Raw genomic sequence first — 24,047 nt, 5'->3', positions numbered from 1 at the left:
TATGTAATCGGTTTCGTAAAACTTCACGGAACTTCAACCCGCGCTCTAATCATTTAAAAATTTATTTTAAGCGCCGTACCCGCCAATCCGTTAACGTCCGTCCAGCAACCGTATGAGGAGTTTTTCAAAAATGTTGAAACCATCTCGCTTCATCAGTCATGAACGCTACCGCCGCATTCTCATTGCGGCCACCTGTATCGCCCTGGCCTCGCAGGTCAATATCTCCGCCTATACGCCGGGCTTTATCCTGACGTTGTCGGTCTTGCTGCTCCCCATCTTCTTGTATTTCAACGCCGACCTGAATCCCATCTACATCACCTTGACCATCGCGGTGGCCTCACCCATCTTCCGGGGAATCCTCCTGTTTATCGGCAATGACGTCAGCCGTACCGATAACGTCCGCTACGTGATAGCCGACATGGCCTTCTATGCCTGCTACGGATTACTCTACTACGCCATCTACTGGCGCAAGGGTCAACGCAATAACAGTTCCTTTCTACTAACCATCATCGTCTGCGACTACCTCGCCAACTTGCTGGAGGTCAGCATCTTAACGGGCTTCACCGACTACCACTACCGTCTGTTCCAATTGCTCTTCGTCACGGCGTTGATTCGCAGCCTGATTAGCTGTGGTCTGGCCTTTCTCTACCACCACTTCACGCTCCTGATTCGCGACGAGGACCACGAGCAGCAGTACTACCACTTTATCTGGGTCGCTTCGGTGGTGAAGAGCGAGGTCTACTTCATGCGTAAGAGCATCACGGAGATTGAAAACGTCATGAAAAACGCCTATTTGCTGAACAAACACCTCCAGGACGCCAACGCCACGCCTGCCGAACAGGAGATGGCGTTGACCATTGCTCGCGACGTCCACGAAATCAAGAAGGACTATCAAAACGTGATCTGTGGTTTGGGTAGCTACTTTGGCAACGACCAGACCACACCCATGCAGCTGGCCGATATTCTCAAGGTCACCACCCGTTACATCCGCGAAGCCTTGAAGGACAACCAACGTGGTGTGGTGATCGAGACCCACAGCCATGTGGATCTGGTCATCCCCAACCACTACTACGTGGTCTCGATCCTCTCCAACCTCATCTTCAATAGTGCCGACGCCCTACTGGACCAGTCCAAGGGCCACATCCGCATTACCGTGGCCGATGCCGGCCCCAACATCGTGATGACGGTGAGTGACAACGGTAGCGGCATGGACGCGACCACCCAGGCCATGATTTTTCAGCCGGGTTTTAGCACCAAGTTCGATGAGGTCACGGGAAACGTTTACCGCGGCATCGGCCTGTCCCACGTCAAAATCATCGTTCAAGAGCAATTTGACGGCGATATCCAAGTCGACTCCACGCCCGGTAAAGGTACTAACTTTGAAATTACGCTCAACAAGCAACGACTAACCCAGGAGGCTCCCCAATGAATTTCTACATTGTCGACGACGACCCCGCCATTCCCATGATGCTCCAACGGATTCTGGAACAGGACCCCACCAACAGCGTGGTGGGATCCGCTCCGGCCGCGCAAAAGGCGCTGGCCGATATCATGCTACTGGACATCGACATCGTCTTGGTGGATCTACTGATGCCCGGCATGTCGGGGATTGAACTGGTCGAAAAACTCAAGAAGCTCCACCCTAAGTTGCGGTTCATCATGATTTCTCAGGTCAAGGACGCCGACTTGCGGGCCGAAGCCTATCAGGCTGGCATCGAATTCTTTATCGATAAGCCCATCAATCTGATTGAGGTCAAAACGGTCGTGGAAAAGGTCGCCCAAAGCGTTCAAATGGCCGCAAAGCTCGACAATATTCAGTCGCTAGTTGGTGGAGCGACCACGACTCAACCGGCCGCCGACCCCCACCAGGCGCAAAAGGCCAAGATTCTATCGATCCTGCGCTTTCTCGGAATTACTTCCGAGGCGGGGTCCGCAGATATCCTCGCCATCACCCAAATCATGCTCGACCAGCAACTCAGCTTCCGCGAGATTGACTTCAACGTGGCCTACCACATCGACGACCGCGAGAAAAAGATTGTCTTTCAACGCGTCCGTCGGGCCATTAAGACCGGCCTCACCAACCTCGCCCACCTCTGTTTGGACGACATGGGCGATGAGATCGTGGTCGAATACGCCAACACCCTGTATGAATACAAAAATGTCCGCAGCGAGATGCTCTACCTGGAGGGGGAACGCAGCACGCGCGGGAAGACTTCGCTCAAGCGCTTCTTCGATGGCTTGGTGCAGGAAGTTTAGGGCTTTGGGGGTTCAGTCCATGCTGGCCGCCTTACCGTTCGCGGAATCTAGACTGGATCGCTGGGGAAGGCCGGTCCGAGCCATAGAGCGGCCTCGAACCTTGCTTTGAGCCGGAAAGCCACCGTCTCAAAGTCACCGATTTAACGGCCAAAAATACCGCTAAATCCCCCGGCTGAGCCTGGATTCCACTTCACTCACGGCTATGATTGCAGTCCCAACCCACGACTGGCTAATCCCACTGCATCCGAAACTAATGCTAACCTTCTTTGGCTATCATTCCCCACTAGAAATCCCGCCCTGACAGACAACACGCCTAGCAGACCCGGGCATTCAACCACAGCCATTTCCGACTCCCAGTCGGCCGTTATCGCAATATCAGTGGTAACGGCCGACTTTTTTTGATCAAAATTCATTATTTTACGTTGACAAATGTAAACGATAGAATTAAGCTAGTTACATCGACTACATTTGTAAACACAAAAGAAAGTGAGTGGCATAGATTATGACTAAACTTCTGGTTACACTGATCGCCGCGATGGCGATTGGCTTTATTGCTTGGTGGTTCTTCGGTAAACACACCACGGCGGCCGTTTCCGCCGACCAAGTGACGGCCGACAAGCAAGCCGTTAACGTCGCCGTCGATGGCGGCTATTCGCCCAGCACCGTCGTCCTAAAACAAGGCGTGCCCGCCCAGATTACCTTTAACCGCAAGGACCCCTCGACCTGTCTGGAACAGGTGGTCTTTCCCGACCTGGGAATCAACGAATTCCTACCCAAGGGTGAAAATCACGCGGTCACTATCGACACTAGCCGGCCTGGTGAATACGACTACGCCTGCGGAATGAATATGTTCCACGGCAAGGTCATCGTCAAATAACGGATTAAATAAACCAATTGGAGGTTCTCTCATGACAAAATCAACCCAAACTCAGAATGTTGAAATCATCGTCGACGGTGGCTACCATCCCAGCACCGTCACCCTCAAGCAAGGGATTCCCGCAACAGTGACGTTCAACCGCGTTAGCGCGGCCGGCTGTCTGGACCAGGTCCAATTCCCCGACCAAAACCTTTTAGCCGACCTGCCCTTGGGCGATCCCCAAACCATTGCGATCGATACCACGGTGGCCGGTGAACATCCCTTTAGTTGCGGCATGGCCATGGTTCACGGAAAGGTGGTCGTCGAACCATGAGCATTAAGAACCGCTTCATCGTTTCTCTAGTCCTATCGCTTCCCATGCTGGTGGAGATGCTGGCCAAACCGTTTGGCTTCATGTTGCCCGGTGGGAACTGGACGATGTTCTTGCTGACGACCGGCGTGATGGTCATCTCCGCGGGACCCTTCATTCAAAGTGCCTGGGCCGCCTTCCGCCATCACCACGCCAACATGGATACGCTGGTGGCCATCGGTACGGCCACGGCCTACCTGTACAGCGTCTACGCCATGCTAACCGGCAGGGCGGTCTTCTTTGAAAGTGCCGCTTTCGTCATTACCTTTATCCTACTGGGCCAATATTTCGAAGAGAAGATGAAACACTCGGCGTCTAGTGCCGTGGAAAAGTTGGTGAACCTACAGGCCAAGGAGGCCGAAGTCATTCGTGACGGTCAAACCGTCCGCGTTCCTTTAAGCGCAGTGGTTGTGGGCGACCTCATCCGCGTGAAGCCCGGGCAAAAGATTCCCGTGGATGGCACCATCACCGAGGGAACCTCAACGCTTGACGAGTCCATGGTGACCGGCGAAAGCATGCCCGTCACCAAGAAGCCGGGCGACGCGGTCATCGGCGCGACCATCAACGGTACCGGCACCTTTCTTTTTCGGGCCAGCAAGGTCGGCGACGATACGCTACTGGCCCAGATCGTTGAGATGGTGAAGAAGGCGCAGACCAGCCACGCCCCGATTCAAAAGACCGTGGACCGCGTGGCCGACATCTTCGTACCCGCCGTGTTAATTGCGGCAATTCTAACCTTTACCGTCTGGTACGTTCTGCTGGGCGCCAGTCTGGTCAACGCCATGTTATTCGCCGTTTCCGTTGTCATCATCGCCTGTCCCTGTGCCCTGGGGATCGCCACACCCACTGCCCTGATGGTGGGAACGGGGCGCAGTGCCAAGCTAGGGATTCTGATCAAGAATGGTGAGGTTTTGGAAATGGCCAACCGCATTAAGACGGTGGTCTTCGACAAGACTGGGACCATCACCGCCGGTCAACCTCGGGTAACGGACGTGGTGGGGAACCGCTCGCAAGTCCTCCAACTGGCGGCCAATCTGGAAGCCGCTTCGGAACATCCCCTAGCCGCGGCCATCTTAACCGCCGCACGGGCAGATGGCCTAACCCCCGCGTCTGTCACCGACTTTCAAGCGCGACAGGGTAAGGGCGTTCAGGCCACTGTTGATGGCCAACGCGCGGTCATCGGTAACGCTAAACTGCTGAGTGACTTTCACTTAACCACCACTATTCAGCAGCAGATGGACCACCTTCAGGCCGCGGCCAAGACAGTCGTTCTGGTTGGTTTGGGCGACCAAATCGTGGGGCTAATCGCCATTCAAGATGCGCCGAAGCCCAGCTCCGCCACGGCGATTGCCGCGTTAAAGGACCGCGGGCTACGGACGGTCATGCTGACCGGTGATAACGCCCGCGTGGCCCAAGCCGTGGCCGATCAGGTCGGCATCGACGAGGTCATTAGTGACGTGCTCCCAGCCGATAAGGCGGCCGCCGTAGAACGCCTGCAGGCAACGGGGCCCGTGGCCTTCGTCGGCGATGGGATTAACGATGCCCCCGCACTGACGACCGCCGACGTGGGGATTGCCATGGGCTCTGGCACCGATATTGCCATCGAGTCCGGCGGCATTGTGCTGGTCAAAAACGACCTGCTCGATGTCGTTCGGGCCCTCGAGCTCAGCCAGAAGACCTTCAGCCGCATCAAGCTCAACCTCTTCTGGGCCTTCATCTACAATACGCTGGGCATTCCGGTGGCCGCCGGCATTTTCGCCGGTATCGGCCTCATACTAAGCCCCGAATTGGCCGGCTTAGGTATGGCCTTTAGCTCCTTTTCCGTGGTGGCTAGTTCCCTGCTCCTCAACCGAACGAAACTCACCACGACGGCTAGGGCCTGATTTTTTAAAGCAAATGGCGCTAGCTTAAAACTTTAGTGCACCAAAAAAGGTGTTGATCGCCGGCTTCTAGCTGGTCATCAACACCTTTTTGATTTACTTTTAAAGGTTGAAAGATAGAAATCATGCCCGCCGGAGATCGCCAGGGATGGAGCCAGCTGTGTCGACGGTGTTAGCTGAGGTTCTTTCTCAGCTTACAGCGTGGGGCGACTTGGAAGACTTGTGGGTTTTACAAGGCTTCCAAGCGAACCGGAAGCCCGCTTCCCAGGCTGGAGGTGTCCCCCATAGCAGGCGGAATTCCTGACAGACGCAGGCTCCTGGTTTCACTAATTTTAGTGAACAGAACACGATTGTTACGGGAAGCAGCGCGTTAATTCTACTTTCAACCTTTAATTTACTTCGCTTCCAACGCTTGAACGATTGGGGCCTCAAGGGCCTCCGGCTTGGTAATTGGCGCAAAACGGTCAATCAGTTGGCCATCCCGCCCAATCAAGAACTTCGTGAAGTTCCACTTAATCCGACCGTGCCCGGCGGTTGCCTTGAGATACGTGAACAGAGGATCTTCGGCCTCGCCGTTGACGCGCACCTGCTTGGTCATGGGAAACGTGACCCCGTAGTGCATTTGACAAAAGTCACTAGTGGCTTCATCCGAATCGAGTTCCTGGTGAAACTGATTGGACGGTAAGCCCAGCACCTCTAAGCCTTGCTCATGGTACCGCTTGTACAGGGCTTCAATTCCTTCAAGCTGCGGCGCTAGGCCACACTTGCTGGCCGTGTTGACGATGAGTACGACCTTGCCGCGGTAAGCCTCAAAATCAATGGTTCGACCGCTCATCTCGGTCTCCGAAAAATCGTAAATGGTTGTCATTGAAAACGCCCCTTCTAAAGAATAGCGATTGATTCCCGGTCGCGTGACCAGGTCGCTATTTTAGTCAATTGTGCATAACTAAATTATACACCAATTGATTTCAAAGACTAGTTATTCAACGGCTTGATAAACGGTCGCAAAACTCCCATTCCAAATTCCTTCGTGATGCCGCCGAATTACCGCTGCTGGCAATTCTGGTGTGTCGAAGGTCGTGCTCATTCCAGAAATGGTAATCATGTCAAAGCCCCGGTCATGCCCCACCCGAAAGGCCGTATCTACACAATATTCCGTCTGGAGTCCACAAATTTCGACACTCTCCGCCGAAATATGCCGTAGCCGTTCGGCCAGCCCCGTCTCGTAGAAGGAATCCGAATGATATTTGAGGAAGACGGTATCCTCCGGTTGTCGGTGTAAGCGCGAATCCAGCCGCCAGGCATCGCTACCATACGGCAACTCGTCATCGGTATGCTGCATAAAGATTACCGGCCGTTCCTCATCATGATAAATATCGAGGCGCTCATTGATTCGGTCAACCAGCTCCGCGTAACCTGCGGCCTGATTCAATCCGGTCTGAACGTCAATCACTAATAGTACATCTGCCTGTGGCATGGTCGTCACCCTTTCGGTCATTAGTTGTTTTGAGTGTAGCACGCTTCCCTTAAAATTTCATCACTCAGGGTGCGCCGAACCACTCTGCGACCGGTATTTTTGAACCTAATCGGCATTTAAACGTTAACCGGATGAACGAACAACTTCAAAATCACCGTGCTATGTTCAGCTAATTATAGTTCAAATAAACAACATCTTCTCAAGTTAACAAATCCTACTCTATTCTCATCTCGAAATAAAAGGAGCAGATCGGCCAACACCGATCTGCTCCCAACATACCCTGATAAATTGACTATCTCTGCGGCCATTCGCAACTTCAACAGTTTCTGCGGCGGCACGCAGCATTTTCTAAATCACCATCAACTATCGAAAGTGCGCCTAAACAAAGGCCAACACGGCGAAGTTAATCACGAACAGTGCCGACACGATCCAAATCAAACCGTGAACCTCTCTCGCCTTGCCTTCCACCGTCTTGACCAGGCAGTAGAAGATGAACCCCGCAGCAATCCCATAGGTAATGTTGTAGGCAAACGCCATGATGAAGGCCGTCATGAACGCCGGAATGGCCTCCCCAAAGTCGTGCCACGGAATCTGGCTGAAGGAACTCATCATCATAATGCCGACCAGAATCAGCGATGGGGCAATTGCCGCCGTCGGGATAATCGACAATAGCGGCGATGCCAACGAACTCAGCAGGAACAGCACGGAAACGACCACGCTGGTCAGCCCCGTTCGACCACCGGCGCCAATCCCCGCCGAACTTTCAACGTAGGTCGTCAGGTTCGAGGTCCCGAAGATCGATCCCACCCCGGTCGCAATCGAATCCGCGAAGAGAGCCTTGTCTAGCTTCGACTTGAATCCGGGCTGGGCCTCCAGTTCGAGCTCCCGTTTCCCGGAGAAGATTCCAGTCTGACGTCCCGTTCCGATGAAAGTTCCCAGGGAGTCAAACGTGTCGGACAGACTGAACGAAAGAATCGTCATCAGAACCAGAATCACGCGGTTGTGCTGGGAGAATAACGACCCCATCCCCTCGGCGGAAAATGCCGCTAGGAAGGTCGTCCCCAACTCGTGAATGGAGGCGCCAATCGAATAATCGCTGGCCAGATGTAGGTTCGTCACGCCCATCGGAATACCGATCACGGTGGTCGTCAAAATTCCAATTAACAGAGCGCCCGGTACCTTACGAACCTTAAAAATCACGGTTATGACCAACCCAATCACCGCGAGAATCAGCGCTGGCGAATTGAACACGGCCAAGGCCGGCGTGATGCTCCCGTTGGTGACCACGGAACTGATCCCATGCCGAAACGTTTCCTGCGTGGCATTGAAGGCCTTGCCGTTAACCGTCAGTAAGCTGCTGGCGTCACTGGTGAAATTGAGAAAGTTCCCATTCTTCAATCCCACGTAGGCGATAAACGCACCAATCCCACCACTAATCGCGAGCTGGAGATTAACCGGAATCGCCGAAATCAGCATCTTCCGAATCTTAGTGACCGTGATGATAATGTTAATGATTCCACAAAAGAAGACCAACGCCAGGGCCTGTTGCCAGGTGAAGCCGAGTCCCATCACCACGGTATAAGTGAAGAAGGCGTTCAGCCCCATCCCGGGAGCCAGGGCATACGGCACGTTGGCAAACAGCCCCATGACCAAGGTTCCCGCCACCGAGGCGATAATCGTGGCCAGAAAGACGGCCTGTTGCGGCATCCCTGTCTGGCCCAGAATTTGCGGATTAACGAACAGAATGTAAGACATCGCGAAGAAGGTCGTCACGCCGGCGCCAATCTCGGTGCCAACGGTGGTGCCTGACTCCTTAAGCTTAAAGAACTTATCCACAATGGGTTCCTCCTAAATGCGAACATTAAAATAACTATAAACAATAATATCGGTCTTTACAAGAAGAACTATACCAGAGTGACCGGGAAAAGCCAAGGAAAATATACGATAAACGAACTTAACTGATTTTTGGTTAATTAACTGTGCCCCGACAACATAAAAAACGCCGTAAAACCAAGTTGGTCTTACGGCGTTTCCTGTATTCAACTTAAATTCAACTTACCCACTGACCTTAGCCAACGTCTTCTGCACCTTCTGCGGGCGATCCTGACGGCCAATCAGCAACAGGCGTAACGTGTTGAGCACAGCGATTAGCGTGACCCCCACGTCGGAGAAAACGGCCCACCACATGGTCGTAATACCTAGGGCGGCCAGCGTCAGGAACAACAGCTTAATCCCCAGAGCAAAGATAATATTCTCCCACACAATTTGCTTGGTTTGTTTGGCAATGGTCATCGTCCGGGGAATCGCCAGCGGATCATCGTTCATCAAGACAATGTCCGCCGATTCGATGGCAGCATCGGAACCCAAGGCCCCCATGGCAATCCCGACATCGGCACTGGCCAACACCGGCGTGTCGTTGAGACCATCGCCCACGAAGGCCAGTTTTTCCTTGGCCCCGAGGTCGGCCTTAAGCTTCCCCATTTCGGCCACCTTATCCTGCGGCAACAATTCCGCCTTAACCGCGTCAATCTTAATCTGATCGCCCACGGCTTGGCCGACCTGACGATTGTCCCCGGTCAACATGACCGTTTGCCGGACGCCCGTCTGCTTCAGGGCCGCCAGCGCGGGAATCGTGGCTTCTTTGATCGCATCGGCGACCTCAATGGCCCCCTGGTACTGACCGGCTAGCGCCACGTAAACCATGGTCCCTGTGGTACTCTGCGGCAGGTCTTGTGTGACGCCAACCTGGCGCATCAGCTTGGCGTTGCCCACGTACAGGGGTTGCCCGTCACTGCTGGCTTTGACGCCCAGACCGACCAATTCCTCTGCGGACTGCTGCGAATCGGCCGACAGTCCGGCCAAGGCCACGATTGACTTAGCGATGGGATGGGGCGAGGCAACTTCGGCCGTAGCCGCCAATTGGATTAACGCCGACTTGCTCAGCGTAACCGGAGCGACATTGACTACGGCAAATTCACCCCGCGTCAACGTCCCGGTCTTGTCAAAGGCGACCGTCTTGACTTGATTCAAGGCTTCCAAATAATTGCTACCTTTAATCAGTACGCCGGCCCGCGACGCCGCACCAATCCCGCCAAAATAACTCAACGGAACGGAAATGACCAACGCACACGGACAGGAGATGACTAAGAAGATCAGCGCCCGGTACAGCCAATCGTTGAAGGGTTGGCCGAAGAAAACCGGCGGCACAATGGCCAGTAAGGCGGCCATGCCAACGACTACCGGTGTGTAGACCCGCGCGAATTTGGTAATAAAATTCTCCGTCTTGGTCTTCTTCGTCGTGGCATCCTGCACCAATTCTAAAATCTTGGCCACGGTCGAATCCGCGTAGGCCTTTTCTACCCGAAGTTCAATCACGCCATTGCTGACGATGGTCCCACTCAAGGCCTGGTCCCCCACGCCGACCAAAGCCGGCTTGGTTTCACCGGTCAACGCCTTGGTATCCAGATACGTTTCCCCACTCGTAACGGTCCCATCGGCGGGAATCTTTTCTCCCGGCCGGACGATAAGCGTATCGCCGACCCGAACCTGATCTGGGGCGATCTGCTGGGTATGACCGTTGACCACGAGATTGGCGTAATCGGGCCGAATCTTCAGGAGGTCCGTAATCGAGCGCTTCGACTTGCTAACGGCGGAGTCTTGGAAGAACTCGCCGATGCGGTAAAAGAGCATGACCGCTACGGCCTCGGGGTATTGTCGGATGGCGAGCGCGCCGACCGTGGCCACCGTCATCAAAAACGCCTCCCCGAAGAGTTTCCCCGTAAATAAGTCACGAACGGCCGCCACTAAGATCGGGCCACCCACTAACAGATAGGCCAACAGGTATAGCCCAATTGTAACCGCTTTCACAAAAGGTACGAAAGTGGCGATGAGTAGTAGACTGATGCTCCCCAGAATCATGGCTAAGTTACGTTTGGTTTCCGCTAATTTTAAATATTCCCGCATCGTACTCGCCTCCCAGACTAAAAATGAATCACCGTTTATATGAATGTTCGCTCATATGTATGGCTTCATCATAACATATCTAATCCTGGTGTCAACTGTCAAAGTGGACAAACTCACGGCGGCCTTTTATGGTAAAATGAAAGCCATGGTGATGAATATGGAAAAACAACAGACACAGCTCCCGACAACCGCGGAAATTCAAAAAAGCGTCGACCTCTTCAAGACGTTCGGCGATGCCACGCGCTATCAGATTCTCTCGCTACTGTACCAAAGTAGCCGGACCGTCAGCGAGATTACGGCGGTCATGGACGTTTCCCAATCGGCCGTCTCCCATCAACTCAAGACCCTCCGTCAGGCCGGCTTGGTGGTGGGCGAACGCGATGGTAAATTTATCAAGTACACCCTGGCCGACGAACATATCTTTGAAATTTTCGAATTGGTTAAGGCGCATATCCACGAATAAGCTCACAAGAAAACCGACCTCAGCGATGAGATCGGTTTTTATTTTACGATTTAATTAGGCGGTTCGCACTGAGCGCTAAACTAATCATTCTCAGTGAAGCACAGGCTTTCCTGATTTTCACGCCGCCGCGAGCGCACGAGTAAGACAAAAATCACCAACATCCCGCAGCTCAATCCCGCCATATACCACGGCAGGGTCTGAACCATTCCGTTATGCAGCCAGCTCATCCCATACGTCAGCGCGCTGACCAGCAGGTAGTAGCCGAGGCTAAACCAACCACTCGCACTCCCCATGATCGTCTCATACCCCACTAGCGCGCGATTCAAGGCGTTGGGTAAGGTCACGTTAAGACCGAGGAACGTTAGAAAAATGCTGACAATCATCAGCGTTGCCTGCTGCCAATAGGCGGCCGCCACCAGGCCAGCACTCGCCAAGCTACTGAAGACGAGACCCCCGAGGGCGACTTGCTCCGGCGTCCAAACGTTCAGGAACCGATTGACCAACAAGGCGCCGAGGAGACTAGCACCGGCCAAGACCAAGCCCAGCCAACCGTATCGGACGGCCGAATAGCCAAAATGGGTCATGAAGATAAACGGCGCCTCGGCGTAATAGCTGAACAAGACGCCATTAATACCGCCAATGAGTAGCCCGTAGCCCCAGACAACGGGATCGGTCAATAGGCGGCGAACGACGCGCCACTGACGAAGTCGGGGTGGTCGGCTAGTCTGCGTTTCGGGTAGCCGACTCAGAGCGTACAGCCCCACCGCCACGGCCATGGTGACCAGGGTGGCGAAGACGCTGCGGTAGCCAAAGTAGGTTTGCATGATCCCACCAATCAAGGGACCCAAGGCCGGAGCCAGGGCCATCGCGGCACTCGTTTTGGCAAAAATCTTTGCGCCACTCACGCCGCTAAAGCTTTCGCGCATGATCGTCTGGGTCACCACTGACCCGGCACTCGCGCCGAGTGCTTGGACCAATCGCCACCCCAGTAAGGTGAGAAACTGCGGGCTCAGCAATAAGCCAACATTTCCCAACAAATAAACGACGATGCCGGCTAGCATGGCCGGTCGTCGACCCCACCTATCGGCCAGCTGCCCCCACATCAGGACACCCAGAGCAAAGGCGACAAAGTAGGTACTCATGGTGAGCTGCACTTGATTGGCGCTCACCGCAAAGGCCCGGCGTAGTTGCGGTAACACCGGGGTAAAGATTGACTCGCTGATTTGTGGAAATCCCACGAGTGTAATCATCAATCCCAATGAGGGGACCGATGGACGGACGTTTTTCATCATATTTCTCCTTAGAATTTACTTTGAGGAAAAACGTCCTTGACCGTCTGCGGGGACGCAGGCCATTAGCGTTTGTAGCGTCATGGATGGTCACCCCTTTCTGTTAAGCTGCGTTTCACACTACGGGAAATTCATGGCGTTGTCAAGCGTGGCTGGCCGAATCGGCGCCTAAACATCGACCTTTATCCACCAAAAGGCCTAGGACAAAACATCCTAGACCCTTGCGTAAGTCCTGGCAGGTGCAGGTTCCTGGTTTCACTAATTTTAGTGGACAGAACACCGCCGTCACGGGAATCAGCGTGGTTATTCTACTTTCACCCTTTAGTCATTTACGGTTATTTCAATAAATAGGGTGCATCCAGCTCATGGTCAAATGACGTCAGAATCTTCGGCCCATCCGTCGTAATCACGATGGTGTGCTCGTATTGGCAGCTCAGGCTCCCGTCAATCGTTGAAATGGTCCAGCCATCATCGGCCGGCGCGCTACAACCCCAATCGCCCACATTAATCATGGGTTCGATGGTAATCGTCATCCCCGCCTTCAGTCGCGTGCCGTGACCGGCCTTGCCGTAGTGCGGGACGTCGGGATCTTCGTGCATGGTCGGGCCGATGCCGTGACCAATGTAGTCGCGCACCACGCCGTACCCCATCTGGTTCTCGGCGTAATCCTGAATGGCAAAGCCAATATCGCCGATTCGATTGCCGACAACGGCCTGGTCAATGCCCAAATACAGTGCCTTCAGCGTGACGTCCATTAATTTCTGAACTTCCGCGGAAGGCTGACCCGCTACAAAGGCGTGGCAGGCATCGCTCAAGTAGCCATGGTAGTCGATGACGGTATCCACCTTGATGAGATCGCCGGCCTTGATCAGGACGTCCTTGCTGGGACAACCATGACAGATAACCGCGTTGACGCTCACACAGGTCGAGTACTGATAGCCCTCGAAGTTCAATTCGCCCGGCGTCGCATCGTGGTCAACAATGTACTGGTAAGAGAAGTGGTCAATATCCCAGGTCGTTATCCCCGGCTTGATGTAATCGCTCAGGGCGTGAAACAATCCAGCGAGAATATCGCCGGCTGCCTGCATGCCCTGAATTTCGCGTGTTGATTTTAAAGAAATCATGTTGCCTCCTGATAGTTGTCTCCATTTTAGTGTTGTTTTCAGTATACCCTACTGGGCGGACGCTTCAACCTAAAAATTAGTCATGGCAAGCGCCTAATGACACCGTTTTCAATGGCTTTTCAGACCTGAATATTTTATTGAAACGTGTTACAATCGTTTTTGCCGTGTTTCAGGTAATTTTAAAAAAACAACAAGGAGGTGCCCCATGGCACTTACGAAACGTGACGTCCGCGACTACTTTATCGGCTTCGCCCTCGTCCTGACGATGGTTGGCATCGCCACTTGGCTCAACGATTATGAAATTATTCTACCCGAAATTGGTGCGCTGACGGCGGGGATGTGGATTTATCACAATCCCACCTGGGTCAGTCAACCCTTTAAAATCTTTCTCGCCCCTTCCGGCACCGCGGTGATTGGCTTCGTCGTCAATCAATTGCCCATCAGCTATCCGGAAAAAGTGGGGATCACGCTGCTGTTCATTCTGTTACTCCTCAACGTGCTGCGCTCAACGCTGGCCCCGTCCTTTGCGACCGGCCTGCTACCTATTATCATCAACGCCACACACTGGTCCTTTATCCTTGCCATCTTCGCCTTTACCCTGACGCTGATGGTGGGCGTGCTTTTACAGGGCCACTACAAGGGGCAACCCGCGGGCCAACCCCTTCACTACCAGCACATGCTGGGCTTCGTGTTGGCCGCCGCCATCTGGATCGGGGCCGTTTGGCTCGCCGGTTATCCTCAGATGGCCGGGATTCCGCCGGTACTCGTCGTCTTCTTTGAAGTCTCACAGAAGAGCAGTTACAGCGGGAAACTCGCGCTCAAACACATCATCGCCTTGGGTGGCGCGGCGACCATCGGCGTGCTGGTTCACCTAGTCATTGGCTCATGGCTGCTGGCCACGCTGGTGACGCTCCCGTCGGTATTCGTGTTCCTGCAGCTCTTGCGCATCAAGCTACCGGCCGCCTACGCCTTCCCCCTTCTGGCGCTGGTCCTACCCGCCAATATGTTTCACACCTTACCCATCGCGGCAACCCTGGCCGCCTGCTTCTTCCTGGGTGCGACCTTTGCCTACCGCAAGCTCGCGGCATTGACCGGCTTGGCCTCGGAAAATAACTAAACAACCTGCACATCAAGGTGACGACTTCTGAAAGGAAGACGTCACCTTTTCATTTTACAGAATTTTTACGTAATCCACACGTTGCCTTTACATCATGCCTGTATGCTGGAAGCTACCAGCCTTGCCAACTACAATCAAAGGGGTCTTAACGTGTTAGACATTCTAAAAGCCGCCATCCTCGGGATTATCGAGGGGATCACGGAATTCTTACCCATTAGTTCCACCGGTCACCTCTACCTGGCCGACGAATTCGTCAAACTACAGGAACCGACAGCCTTTATCAATATGTTCATGGTGGTCATTCAGCTCGGCGCGATTCTCGCCGTGGTCGTCCTCTATTTCAATAAACTTAACCCTTGGGCCCCCAGCAAGGATCGACTCGAGCGCCATCAAACGTGGACGCTGTGGTTCAAAGTGATCCTCGCCGTTTTGCCTTCGGTCATCGTGGGCCTGCCACTCAACGACTGGATGGAGGCTCACCTGACCAGTTGGCAGGTAATTGCCACCACGCTGATTGTCTACGGCATCCTCTTCATCGTGATCGAGACCTACAATCGGCATCAGACGGCCCATTTCAACGACCTTAACCAGCTTCCCGTGACGGTCGCCCTCTTTATCGGCGTCTTTCAGATTTTGTCGATGGTTCCCGGTACGTCGCGCTCCGGAGCGACCATTCTCGGGGCCATCCTGATCGGCACCTCCCGTTTCGTGGCGACCGAATTTTCCTTTTTCCTGGCCATTCCGACCATGTTTGGCGCCTCGTTACTCAAAATTCTCAAATACTTTCTCCACGGCAACAGCTTTACCGGCAGTCAAATTTTGGTCCTGCTGACCGGTGTCATCGTCTCCTTCGTGGTCGCCTACCTCGCCATTAAGTTCTTACTGAACTACATTCGCCACAACGACTTTAAGCTATTCGGCTGGTACCGGATCGTTTTAGGCGCCATCGTCATCTTGTATTTTGGCTTCATCAACCACTGACTTGCACCACAGAAAATTTGGTCATCAATTAATCAATACTTGCGGGTAATTAGCGACCCAAATGCCCACCAATCTGGATTTAGGCTCTGCGTTATACGTTTGAAAGCGCTGGATAAATGAATTTGCAACAATCTGCAATCAAATGTGACAGCCTTTTAACTACACAGTAACTAAATTGCAATACTTCTCAGGTATGCTGTTAAGTATTAAGAAAACAGATTGGATAGATTAAAAAAATGTCGAAATCAAAACTTACAATTAAATTTGCTTCACTTTTACTTTTATTTGGCTTTTCATTCGGCATGGTGACCGACGTTACGTCAAGCTTAGTTCCTGAACAGACTACGACTGCCCAAGCCTCATCCCGAGTATCCGCGAGTCAAGCGAAGAAGATTGCTAAGATTAACGCTGGCCTTTCTAAAAAACAAAAAGCAGCGAAGAACTGGATCGCTAAGCGCGAATCTGGCTACAATTACACGGCACGTAACGGCAAATGTTACGGTCGTTACCAACTTCTGAAGTCCTACTTGCACGGTGACTACTCACCAGCCAACCAGGAAAAGACCGCTAACCGTTACGTCAGTGGCCGTTACGGTTCATGGACCAAAGCCAAGAAGTTCTGGCAAAGTCATCACTGGTACTAAACCAGCGAATCTGCTTAACGGCAGTTTTAATTACATACTGAATTTCTGACCCAGACAGTTAAACCTCAAGTGTGTTTAGCTGTCTTTTTTTATCTCAAAATGATGCAAAGGACTGATTGCCATGAAAAAAATGTTTAGCCTCGGCCTCGTCATCCTGTTACTGGGCGTCGGCCTGCTAATGCTCCCTCGCTTGACGCCGAACCATTCGCAAGCCAGTACCCCCACGACCGCCAGCTCGACTCGCAAGCGGCCCACTCCCAAGTTGACCGTTAGTGAGCTCAAACATCAGCGAAAACTCACCTACAGCGCCATTATCTACTTTGCCATCAAGCATGCTAAGCTCCAGCGTTGGCAAGAGGTCTCGGACTTCAAGCTGGGCTGGCAGGTCGAAAACTACCAACGTAACGGTCAGACCAAGTCCCTCGTCTGGCCCGATCAACACATTCAAGATAACGCCAAGAATCTGGCGCCCAATTGGTTTCGCTTAACCGATCAACACGTGCTGTACGATAGTATGATCGTTCACTCCTTCCGCCAGGACCAGACCAAGACCACCACGCTAAGCGAGATTGTCAAACAGATCAACGCCGATCACGCGGCGGCCAAGGTCCGGGCCATGCCCGAAAACATGACGGTGATCACCCATCGCGCCACCTAAAAAGGCGGCCCCACCGGCACCGCCTAACGTTTATTCTTCTAATGAAATGATACTCTCCGTCCCGACATTGATTAAGGATTCGATCCGGTCCAGCAGCATCAGTAACCAGCCAAAGGCCATCACGAAGGCCACCATTTCAAAGGCCGTCAGGGAGAAGTAGCCGATCCCGCGGAAGAGGACTTCGGCCACGAACAACGCGGCCCCCACACCATAGGATAGGTACAGAAATTCTTTCGTAATCTGCGGCAACAACCACCGGACACCGATAATCAGGGCCAGCACGCAGTAAATCAGGAAACTGGCGACCTGATCATGTAACAGGTGTGAGGAAATATTGTTGGGAAAGACCCCCACCAATCCCAGGTTGATGGCCGTCAGCGTCAACAAGATTCGCAGAACAATCAGGCGGCGTGACCCCGGGTAATATTCCTGAAGACTCACGAAGAGGTAGTCAATCAGGGCAATCATGAGAAGCGCCGAGAAGATTAGCGTGGCGTTGAACTGCCAACCGCTGGAGGCGTGACTCGTCCCCAGAAAACTCAGGTTGTGTTGCCACCAGTAGCGTTCGTTATTGACGGCCATGGAAATGACCACCCCACTGATGATGACCAGCGTCAGGACGGTCGACAAGACACCGGCGTCCACGGCCTGGGCGAAGTAAATCATGGCTAAATTAATAAAGACGCCGAAGACAAAGATAATCATGCTGGCGGTGATGCGGTCAAAACTGGCGCCGTTAAATAGCATCCCCAGTAGCCACATGCTCCCGACCAGGATGAGGGCGAGAATCAACGCGAAGGACAGCACGATCACCGGAAAGTTTCGCCAATAAATATTCTTCGTAAAGTGATTCTGCGGATTATTCCGATCACGAATAAAAAAGATGGCAAACAGGAGCGTCCCCATGACCACCCCGGTCACGATCAGCCCGGTCGCCAGTGAATTATCCCCGGACAGTTTGAGGTGGCGAATCCCCTGCCAGCGACAGAAGATGTAGTACCCCACGCTGACGATGAAGGCGGCAATCACCGGCCACCACATGAGCCGATTTTGAAAGATTCGCCGCCGCGATTCCGCGAATTCTACGACTAAGCGGTCGCGTTTTACCACCAATTTGACCGGCGTATCGGCATCGAGCTTGAGCTGTTCGCCAATGTTCGCCGGAATTTTTAAGTTAAAATCCTTACTTTTCATGTTTCCCTCCACAGTTTCATAACCATTCTCACTAATTATAGCAAATCCGACTGGAAATTAACTGCGTTTATCGTTTTCCTTTGGTTGCGGTCGCCTTAAACCTAAAAATGGTGCCGACGAGCCGCCGACACCACCGTAATTCTATTTACTTTCACGTTGACCTAGTCCGCCGCGTGTACGTCGAACGCATTTAATAGCATCTCCTGAACACCCGGAGCATCGGGATCATGCCGACCCTTACCCTGATCCAAGGCGGTTAAGGCCGCCATCTCATCGGCGGTCAATTCAAAGTCGAAGATAGCCAAGTTACTCTTGATCCGCGCGGCATGGACCGACTTCGGAAAGACGATGATGCCGAGCTGATGTTCAAATCGCAGAATAATTTGCCCGGCGTCCTTACCGTACTTGGCCGCCAACCGCGTGACGACCGGTTCCTGCAAGAGGACTTGATTGCCTTGTCCCAGTGGTGCCCAGGCTTCCAGCTTCACATCGCCAGGCGCCATTAATTTCCGGATCGCCTTTTGCTGGAAGTACGGGTTAAATTCGACCTGGTTAACGGCCGGCATGACGTCGAATTGGGGCACAAAGTGTTGCCAGATCTTCGGCGTCATGTTGGAGACCCCAATCGACTTTAACTTGCCGGCACGTTGGGCGTCTTCCATTGCCCGCCAAGCACCGGGCACGTCGCCGTAAGGTTGGTGAATGAGGTAGAGGTCCAGATAGTCTAGCCCTAGTTTCTCAAGCGACAAGTCGATGGCCCGTTGCGCAGGTTCGTAGCCGTAATCTTGAAGCCACAACTTACTGGTCACCCAAATCTGGTCACGGGGAATCCCACTATCTTTAATGGCGCGACCGACCTCGGCCTCGTTGAAGTACGCTACGGCCGTATCGATGTGGCGGTAACCGACCCGTAAGGCCTCGCTGACGGCATCATAGGTGGACCCATCATTGGGAATCTGAAAGGTCCCAAAGCCAATTGCCGGAATGGCCCGGCCATCGTTTAATTTAATCGTTGGTGTAGTCATCTATTATCTACTCCTTTACTTTAAATCCTTTAAGCTTGCGCCAAAAATCTGTTCGATGGTGACGGGATCGCGGTGGTCGAAGAACTGGCTCTTTCCCTGGTCCAAGCCCGCAATCGTCTGCATTTCCGCCGGGGTCAGCGTGAAGTCAAAGACGTCTTGGTTCTCGCGGATCCGTTCGCGGTGGACGGACTTGGGAATGACGGTAATGCCGCGTTGGAGTAACCAGCGAAGAATCACCTGTCCGGTCGTCTTCCCGTGAGCCTGCGCAATCTGTTGGAGCGTGGTGTTGGTGAAGATACCCTGCTTTCCCTCCGCAAATGGCGCCCAGGCCTCAACCCGCACGTCCTCACTCTGATTGAAGGCGACCTCGCTAGGTTGTTGATACCACGGGTTAACTTCAATCTGATTGATAACGGGCTTGACGGTCATGGTCAGTTCGAGATTCTTCAATTGATCGGCATAGAAGTTCGACACCCCAATGGCCCGAATCTTACCGGCCTGGTGCGCTTCTTCCAAGGCCCGCCAAGCCCCCATCGTATCGCCGTAGGGCTGATGCAACAGGTAAAGGTCCAGATAGTCCAGGCCCAGCCGTTGAAGCGAGGCGTCAATTCCCCGCTGGGCGCGTTCGTAGGTGAAGTCCGAGACCCACAGCTTCGAGGTCACAAAGATTTCGTCGCGCGCAACCCCACTGGCCTTGATGCCGCGACCCACGGCCTCTTCATTCTGATAGGCGGTCGCGGTGTCGAGTAGCCGGTAGCCGGCCTGTAGCGCCGTGGTCACGGCGGCCGCACACTCGGCTAGATCCGGGACTTGGAACACGCCAAATCCCAGTTGCGGCATTTCAACGCCATTGTTTAACGTAATCGTTGGTATGGTTGCCATAAAATCATCGTTCCTTTCTTAACTTGAATGACTCTACTATAACCGCGAAAGGCCCGCTTGAAAATTACCAGTTATTCATGCTAGTATACGACTAACGTATACTTTAAGGGAGGCGGTTCTAGGATGCTCGATAATTATTTATTAGAGGAATTAACGACCTTTGCCCGGACCGGAACGTTGGCCAAGACGGCAGCCCAGCTCAACGTGACCCAACCCACCGTGACCCGTGGCATGCAGAAGCTGGAGGCCGACTGGGGTGTGCGGCTCTTTGACCGCCAGCCCAACCGGATCACGCTGACACCGACCGGTAAATTGGCTGCCCAGGAAGCGGCGGCGCTCCTGCAGGCACAACACCAAGCGATTAAGAAGGTCCAAAACTTCGAGCGCAGTCAACACCACCTCACCATTGGCAGCACGCTCCCCGGACCACTCATGCTCCTACAGCACCTACGGCCGCAATTGCCGGTCCAAACGACGATTACCGCGGATTTATTGACGGATCAGGACTTGACTCAAAAACTACAGGATCGCGATTACACCTTAATTCTGACGTCCCAGGCGCCGACTGCTCCAGATATCACCACTCAGTTCCTGGGGACCGAAAATCTCGCGGTCAATCTAAACCAGTTCATGTACCAAGCCAATCAAGCTGATATTCGTTTTGCCGAGTTAAAGGACCTGAGTTTTCTGGTCATTGCTGACATTGGTCCGTGGCGTGACATCATTCAACGGGCAATTCCGGGCGCCAAGTTTCTCTACCAGGACCAGCGCGAAGCCTTTCGCGAAATCAGCGCGTACACCGACTTTCCATATTTCAACAGTAACTTTTCATTCCTTGATCCACTACTCACCACGAATACATCGAAGACCAATACCGTCCGCCTACCCATCCGCGATCAGTCGGCGCACATGCCGGTCTATGCGGCTTACTTACCGACTAATCAGACGGTCGTGGCCCCAATGATTCGGTTGTTGCGGGAGAATTGGCCGGCGACGGCTTAACTAAGCGGTCTTATGTATATTTCCATGCCTAACCCGTATGGCTTCCAATAGTCCATAGGTATTAGACAAAGTCCCCATCATGGGGCTAAACTAAATGGGGGTCAGCGGTTCCCCACCAAAGTAACGTTTCTTTACAAACGTTGTGTAAACGCTTAAACTTTTTGTATTAAAGCCTAGGAGGCCAAAAGATGAAGTCTACTATTTTTATGGAACCTGGAAAAGTTGAAGTTGAAGATATTCAAAAACCCACGATTCAAGCCAGCGATGACGTGATTATCCACGTCGTTCGGACCTGTGTCTGTGGGTCCGACCTGTGGGCTTTCCGCGGATTAGAAGACAAGGCGGCGCATTCCGAAAACTCCGGTCACGAAGCCATCGGGATCGTTGAAGAAGTCGGAAATGACATCACCACGGTTAAACCCGGCGACTTTGTCATCGCCCCATTCACCCACGGTTGTGGCCACTGCGCCGCTTGCCGGGCCGGATTTGACGGCGTTTGCCAGAACCACACCGATAACTTCAGTAGTGGTGTTCAGTCCGAATACATTCGATTCCAACACGGCGAATGGGCCCTGGTCAAGATTCCTGGCCAACCCGAAGACTACAGCGACGCCATGTTAAATTCCCTATTGAGCCTGGCCGATGTCATGGCGACGGGCTACCACGCCGCTCGCGTGGCTAACGTCAAGACCGGAGACACCGTCGTCGTTGTCGGCGACGGTGCCGTGGGTCTGTGCGGGGTCATTGCCGCTCAAATGCGCGGTGCTAAGCGGATCATTGCCATGAGCCGTCACGCCGATCGGCAAAAGCTGGCCCTTGAATTTGGCGCCACCGATATCGTCTCCGAACGGGGCGACGAAGCCGTAGCCGAAGTGAAGGACTTAACCAACGGTGCCGGTGCGGATGCCGTTCTCGAATGTGTCGGTACGGAATTGTCCAACGATACGGCGATGAAGGTTGCCCGTCCGGGTGCCATCGTGGGCCGAGTTGGCCTGCCTCACGAACCGAAGATGGATATGACCACCTCGTTCTACACCAACACGATTATCGCCGGTGGTCCCGCTTCCGTCACCACTTACGACAAGCAGGTGCTCTTAAAAGCTGTGCTGGATGGCGACATTCACCCCGGCAAGGTCTTCAACCAACAATTCACCTTGGCTAACATTGAAGAGGCTTACCAAGCCATGACCGACCGGAAAGCCATCAAGTCCCTGGTTGTGATTGACTAATCTCCGCTGAATGACAAAAGCGCCAAGCTCCGACTATCCGGAACTTGACGCTTTTCTTTTGGACTAAAAAGTCTTGAACGGCGATTGCCATTACAAGACCCTTCCCCAATTTTCAGGGCGTAACGCCCGTCAATTTAATCTTTAATTGCCCTTACTTTTCGACCGCAAAACCACCGGTCCAGCCAATCTTTTCGTTGGCGGCCAAGGTCATTTGCAAGAAGCCAAAGCTTTCCAGTTCACGCGCCCGCTTCAGGGAGCCCGCATCGACGAAGGCCACGCCACTATCGGTTAAGGCAGCGGCTAACGTTTGCTTAGCGGCGTCGTCGTCACCGGCAGCCATCACCGTTGTCTGTTGGTCGCCAACCTGACGACTCTTCAACGTTGCGGCAAAGGTCGTGTTGAAGGCCTTGATGACCTTAGAATCAGGTAAGGCAGCGGCAATCTGAGCCGCGGCGGAACTGTCGGCAGGAACGACCAATTCGTCCCAAGTATCAAAGTTCAGTGGGTTCGTGATATCCACGACAACCTTACCGGCTAAAGCGGCTTGGTTCGCCTTGGCAATGCTTAATGCGGCATTGTACGGCACCGCCAATACCACAATTTCACCAAGATTCTCAACGGTATCCTTGGAATCAATAAAGTTGACCTGATTGCCACCTTGCGTGAACACGTCACCGATTGCTTGACCCATGTTTCCCTTACCAAAAATCGTAATTGCTGCCATAGTACAGACCCCCCGATTAATTTTTGTATTATTTTTAAGTACAGTTTAATCATAAGGACTTTGGGACTGAATGTCAATCCTTTTGTTTAAATACAACAAATTTAATTATTTAGGATTTTTTAACTGACTTTTATATAAAACTGTTATAAAATAAGATACAGAATATTAAAGGAGGTGGCCCCCCGGATGGCGAACACGCAATTCAGTGATACCATTCACGTACTCGTCTACATTGCTTATTTCAAGGGCAAGAAGATTACCAGTCAGGAAATGGCCAGTAGTCTCGAAACGTCCCCCAGCCTCATTCGTAAGATTATGGCGAACTTGAAGCGTAGTCACTTACTCGCGCCGACCCACGGGCCAACCCAACTGGCCCTGGCGACCGATCCGGCCGAGATCACGCTACGCGATGTTTACGCGACTTTGCCCGGTCAAGCCCCGCTACTCAAGGTCGACACGCATACGTCGCAGAAATGTCCAATTGGCCAAACTATGCCGACCGTCCTGAGTCACTACTATAGTGAAATTCAGGCGGCGGCCGAGGCCAAGATGGCCAAGATTACCCTGCAGGATATCTTAAACGATGTGACGCTGATGCAGCGGCTTACCGCAGAATAGAAGAAATCGATTCGATCCCGTCAGGTCTGACGGGTTTTTTTATTTAGAGCTGATCAATTAAATCCAGGGCGTACCAACGGTCAGACGTTGGACTCCAAACTTGTGGTTAACCCGCTATCAGGCTGATGGCCTCCATCATTGACAGAATCCCTAATTGAATAAAGCTCATTGTTTCCCGTAATGGCGGCGTTTTGTCCACTAAAATTAGTGAAACCAGAGGCCTGCGCCTGCCAGGGGTTCTGCCTGCTATGGGGGACACAGCTGGCTCCACCCCTGACGATCTCCGGCGGGATGG

General features: G+C 53.1%; 23 protein-coding genes. 13 read left to right on the top strand and 10 right to left on the bottom strand.

The features are described 5' to 3' along the window. Positions 1 to 130 precede the first annotated feature (130 nt). From V8I28_RS03560 to V8I28_RS03540, 5 genes are all read left to right on the top strand, one after another. Entirely contained in the window at positions 131 to 1,429 is a 1,299-nt protein-coding gene (locus V8I28_RS03560) for a sensor histidine kinase (protein ID WP_341778749.1), read from the top strand. Beyond that, positions 1,426 to 2,256 (top strand): DNA-binding domain-containing protein, encoded by an 831-nt coding sequence (locus tag V8I28_RS03555; RefSeq protein WP_341778748.1) that lies wholly within the window; start codon positions 1,426 to 1,428, stop codon positions 2,254 to 2,256. Before V8I28_RS03560 ends, V8I28_RS03555 begins: the two co-directional genes overlap by 4 nt. Positions 2,257 to 2,758: 502 nt before the next feature. Continuing rightward, complete coding sequence (locus V8I28_RS03550; protein WP_341778747.1) at positions 2,759 to 3,133, top strand: cupredoxin domain-containing protein; 375 nt, start codon at positions 2,759 to 2,761, stop codon at positions 3,131 to 3,133. Positions 3,134 to 3,164: 31 nt separating this feature from the next. Further along, positions 3,165 to 3,446 (top strand): cupredoxin domain-containing protein, encoded by a 282-nt coding sequence (locus V8I28_RS03545; RefSeq protein ID WP_341778746.1) that lies wholly within the window; start codon positions 3,165 to 3,167, stop codon positions 3,444 to 3,446. After that, positions 3,443 to 5,365 (top strand): copper-translocating P-type ATPase, encoded by a 1,923-nt coding sequence (locus V8I28_RS03540; protein WP_341778745.1) that lies wholly within the window; start codon positions 3,443 to 3,445, stop codon positions 5,363 to 5,365. Before V8I28_RS03545 ends, V8I28_RS03540 begins: the two co-directional genes overlap by 4 nt. Before the next feature lie 391 nt (positions 5,366 to 5,756). On the opposite strand, the gene V8I28_RS03535 is transcribed toward V8I28_RS03540, so the two are convergent. The 4 genes from V8I28_RS03535 to V8I28_RS03520 form a co-directional block, all read right to left on the bottom strand. Continuing rightward, on the bottom strand, positions 5,757 to 6,230 hold the full coding sequence (locus V8I28_RS03535; RefSeq protein WP_341778744.1) for a glutathione peroxidase: 474 nt from the start codon (positions 6,228 to 6,230) through the stop codon (positions 5,757 to 5,759). Between the two features lie 111 nt (positions 6,231 to 6,341). Further along, a complete protein-coding gene (locus tag V8I28_RS03530) occupies positions 6,342 to 6,839 on the bottom strand; it encodes an isochorismatase family protein (RefSeq protein WP_341778743.1) in 498 nt (165 codons plus the stop codon). A gap of 378 nt (positions 6,840 to 7,217) precedes the next feature. Next, a complete protein-coding gene (locus V8I28_RS03525; protein WP_341778742.1) occupies positions 7,218 to 8,675 on the bottom strand; it encodes an NCS2 family permease in 1,458 nt (485 codons plus the stop codon). A 219-nt stretch (positions 8,676 to 8,894) separates the two neighbouring features. Then, a complete protein-coding gene (locus V8I28_RS03520) occupies positions 8,895 to 10,802 on the bottom strand; it encodes a heavy metal translocating P-type ATPase (protein ID WP_341778741.1) in 1,908 nt (635 codons plus the stop codon). A gap of 157 nt (positions 10,803 to 10,959) precedes the next feature. Here V8I28_RS03520 and V8I28_RS03515 point away from each other — a divergent pair, with 157 nt between their 5' ends. Next, the gene (locus tag V8I28_RS03515) at positions 10,960 to 11,265 is read left to right on the top strand and encodes an ArsR/SmtB family transcription factor (RefSeq protein ID WP_341778740.1); all 306 of its coding nucleotides are present in this window, start codon (positions 10,960 to 10,962) and stop codon (positions 11,263 to 11,265) included. A gap of 80 nt (positions 11,266 to 11,345) precedes the next feature. Here the strand turns inward: V8I28_RS03515 and V8I28_RS03510 are convergent, their stop codons facing one another. Then, positions 11,346 to 12,554: a multidrug effflux MFS transporter gene (locus V8I28_RS03510; protein ID WP_341778739.1), complete on the bottom strand. Its 1,209-nt coding sequence runs from the start codon at positions 12,552 to 12,554 to the stop codon at positions 11,346 to 11,348. A gap of 335 nt (positions 12,555 to 12,889) precedes the next feature. Then, on the bottom strand, positions 12,890 to 13,678 hold the full coding sequence (map, locus tag V8I28_RS03505; protein ID WP_341778738.1) for a type I methionyl aminopeptidase: 789 nt from the start codon (positions 13,676 to 13,678) through the stop codon (positions 12,890 to 12,892). A 205-nt stretch (positions 13,679 to 13,883) separates the two neighbouring features. On the opposite strand from map, the gene V8I28_RS03500 reads away from it, so the two are divergent. The 4 genes from V8I28_RS03500 (at position 13,884) to V8I28_RS03485 (ending at position 17,078) form a co-directional block, all read left to right on the top strand. Continuing rightward, on the top strand, positions 13,884 to 14,795 hold the full coding sequence (locus V8I28_RS03500) for a hypothetical protein (protein WP_341778737.1): 912 nt from the start codon (positions 13,884 to 13,886) through the stop codon (positions 14,793 to 14,795). Positions 14,796 to 14,945: 150 nt separating this feature from the next. Further along, positions 14,946 to 15,776, top strand: a complete 831-nt coding sequence (locus V8I28_RS03495) for an undecaprenyl-diphosphate phosphatase (RefSeq protein ID WP_341778736.1) — start codon at positions 14,946 to 14,948, stop codon at positions 15,774 to 15,776. 302 nt (positions 15,777 to 16,078) lie between these two features. Next, positions 16,079 to 16,420, top strand: coding sequence for an aggregation-promoting factor C-terminal-like domain-containing protein (locus V8I28_RS03490; RefSeq protein WP_341778735.1), 342 nt, complete (start codon positions 16,079 to 16,081; stop codon positions 16,418 to 16,420). A 121-nt stretch (positions 16,421 to 16,541) separates the two neighbouring features. Beyond that, the gene (locus V8I28_RS03485) at positions 16,542 to 17,078 is read left to right on the top strand and encodes a hypothetical protein (RefSeq protein ID WP_341778734.1); all 537 of its coding nucleotides are present in this window, start codon (positions 16,542 to 16,544) and stop codon (positions 17,076 to 17,078) included. 30 nt (positions 17,079 to 17,108) lie between these two features. On the opposite strand, the gene V8I28_RS03480 is transcribed toward V8I28_RS03485, so the two are convergent. The 3 genes from V8I28_RS03480 to V8I28_RS03470 all read right to left on the bottom strand — a co-directional run bounded on the left by V8I28_RS03480 (position 17,109) and on the right by V8I28_RS03470 (position 20,179). Then, complete coding sequence (locus V8I28_RS03480) at positions 17,109 to 18,272, bottom strand: DUF998 domain-containing protein (protein ID WP_341778733.1); 1,164 nt, start codon at positions 18,270 to 18,272, stop codon at positions 17,109 to 17,111. 161 nt (positions 18,273 to 18,433) lie between these two features. Beyond that, entirely contained in the window at positions 18,434 to 19,297 is an 864-nt protein-coding gene (locus tag V8I28_RS03475) for an aldo/keto reductase (RefSeq protein ID WP_341778732.1), read from the bottom strand. A gap of 15 nt (positions 19,298 to 19,312) precedes the next feature. Continuing rightward, on the bottom strand, positions 19,313 to 20,179 hold the full coding sequence (locus V8I28_RS03470; RefSeq protein WP_341778731.1) for an aldo/keto reductase: 867 nt from the start codon (positions 20,177 to 20,179) through the stop codon (positions 19,313 to 19,315). A 123-nt stretch (positions 20,180 to 20,302) separates the two neighbouring features. Between V8I28_RS03470 and V8I28_RS03465 the strand changes: the two genes are divergently transcribed. Together V8I28_RS03465 and V8I28_RS03460 are read left to right on the top strand one after the other, a co-directional pair. Continuing rightward, complete coding sequence (locus tag V8I28_RS03465; protein WP_341778730.1) at positions 20,303 to 21,181, top strand: LysR family transcriptional regulator; 879 nt, start codon at positions 20,303 to 20,305, stop codon at positions 21,179 to 21,181. Positions 21,182 to 21,369: 188 nt separating this feature from the next. After that, complete coding sequence (locus tag V8I28_RS03460) at positions 21,370 to 22,410, top strand: zinc-binding dehydrogenase (protein WP_341778729.1); 1,041 nt, start codon at positions 21,370 to 21,372, stop codon at positions 22,408 to 22,410. 151 nt (positions 22,411 to 22,561) lie between these two features. On the opposite strand, the gene V8I28_RS03455 is transcribed toward V8I28_RS03460, so the two are convergent. Then, positions 22,562 to 23,134: an NADPH-dependent F420 reductase gene (locus V8I28_RS03455; protein WP_341778728.1), complete on the bottom strand. Its 573-nt coding sequence runs from the start codon at positions 23,132 to 23,134 to the stop codon at positions 22,562 to 22,564. 186 nt (positions 23,135 to 23,320) lie between these two features. On the opposite strand from V8I28_RS03455, the gene V8I28_RS03450 reads away from it, so the two are divergent. Then, a complete protein-coding gene (locus tag V8I28_RS03450; RefSeq protein ID WP_341778727.1) occupies positions 23,321 to 23,752 on the top strand; it encodes an Rrf2 family transcriptional regulator in 432 nt (143 codons plus the stop codon). Positions 23,753 to 24,047 lie beyond the last annotated feature (295 nt).

Origin of the sequence: Levilactobacillus sp. HBUAS70063, assembly GCF_038374745.1 — a bacterium.
GTDB lineage: Bacteria > Bacillota > Bacilli > Lactobacillales > Lactobacillaceae > Levilactobacillus.
Note: the sequence above shows the minus strand (reverse complement) of the source record. Positions and strands in the feature narration are given on the sequence as shown.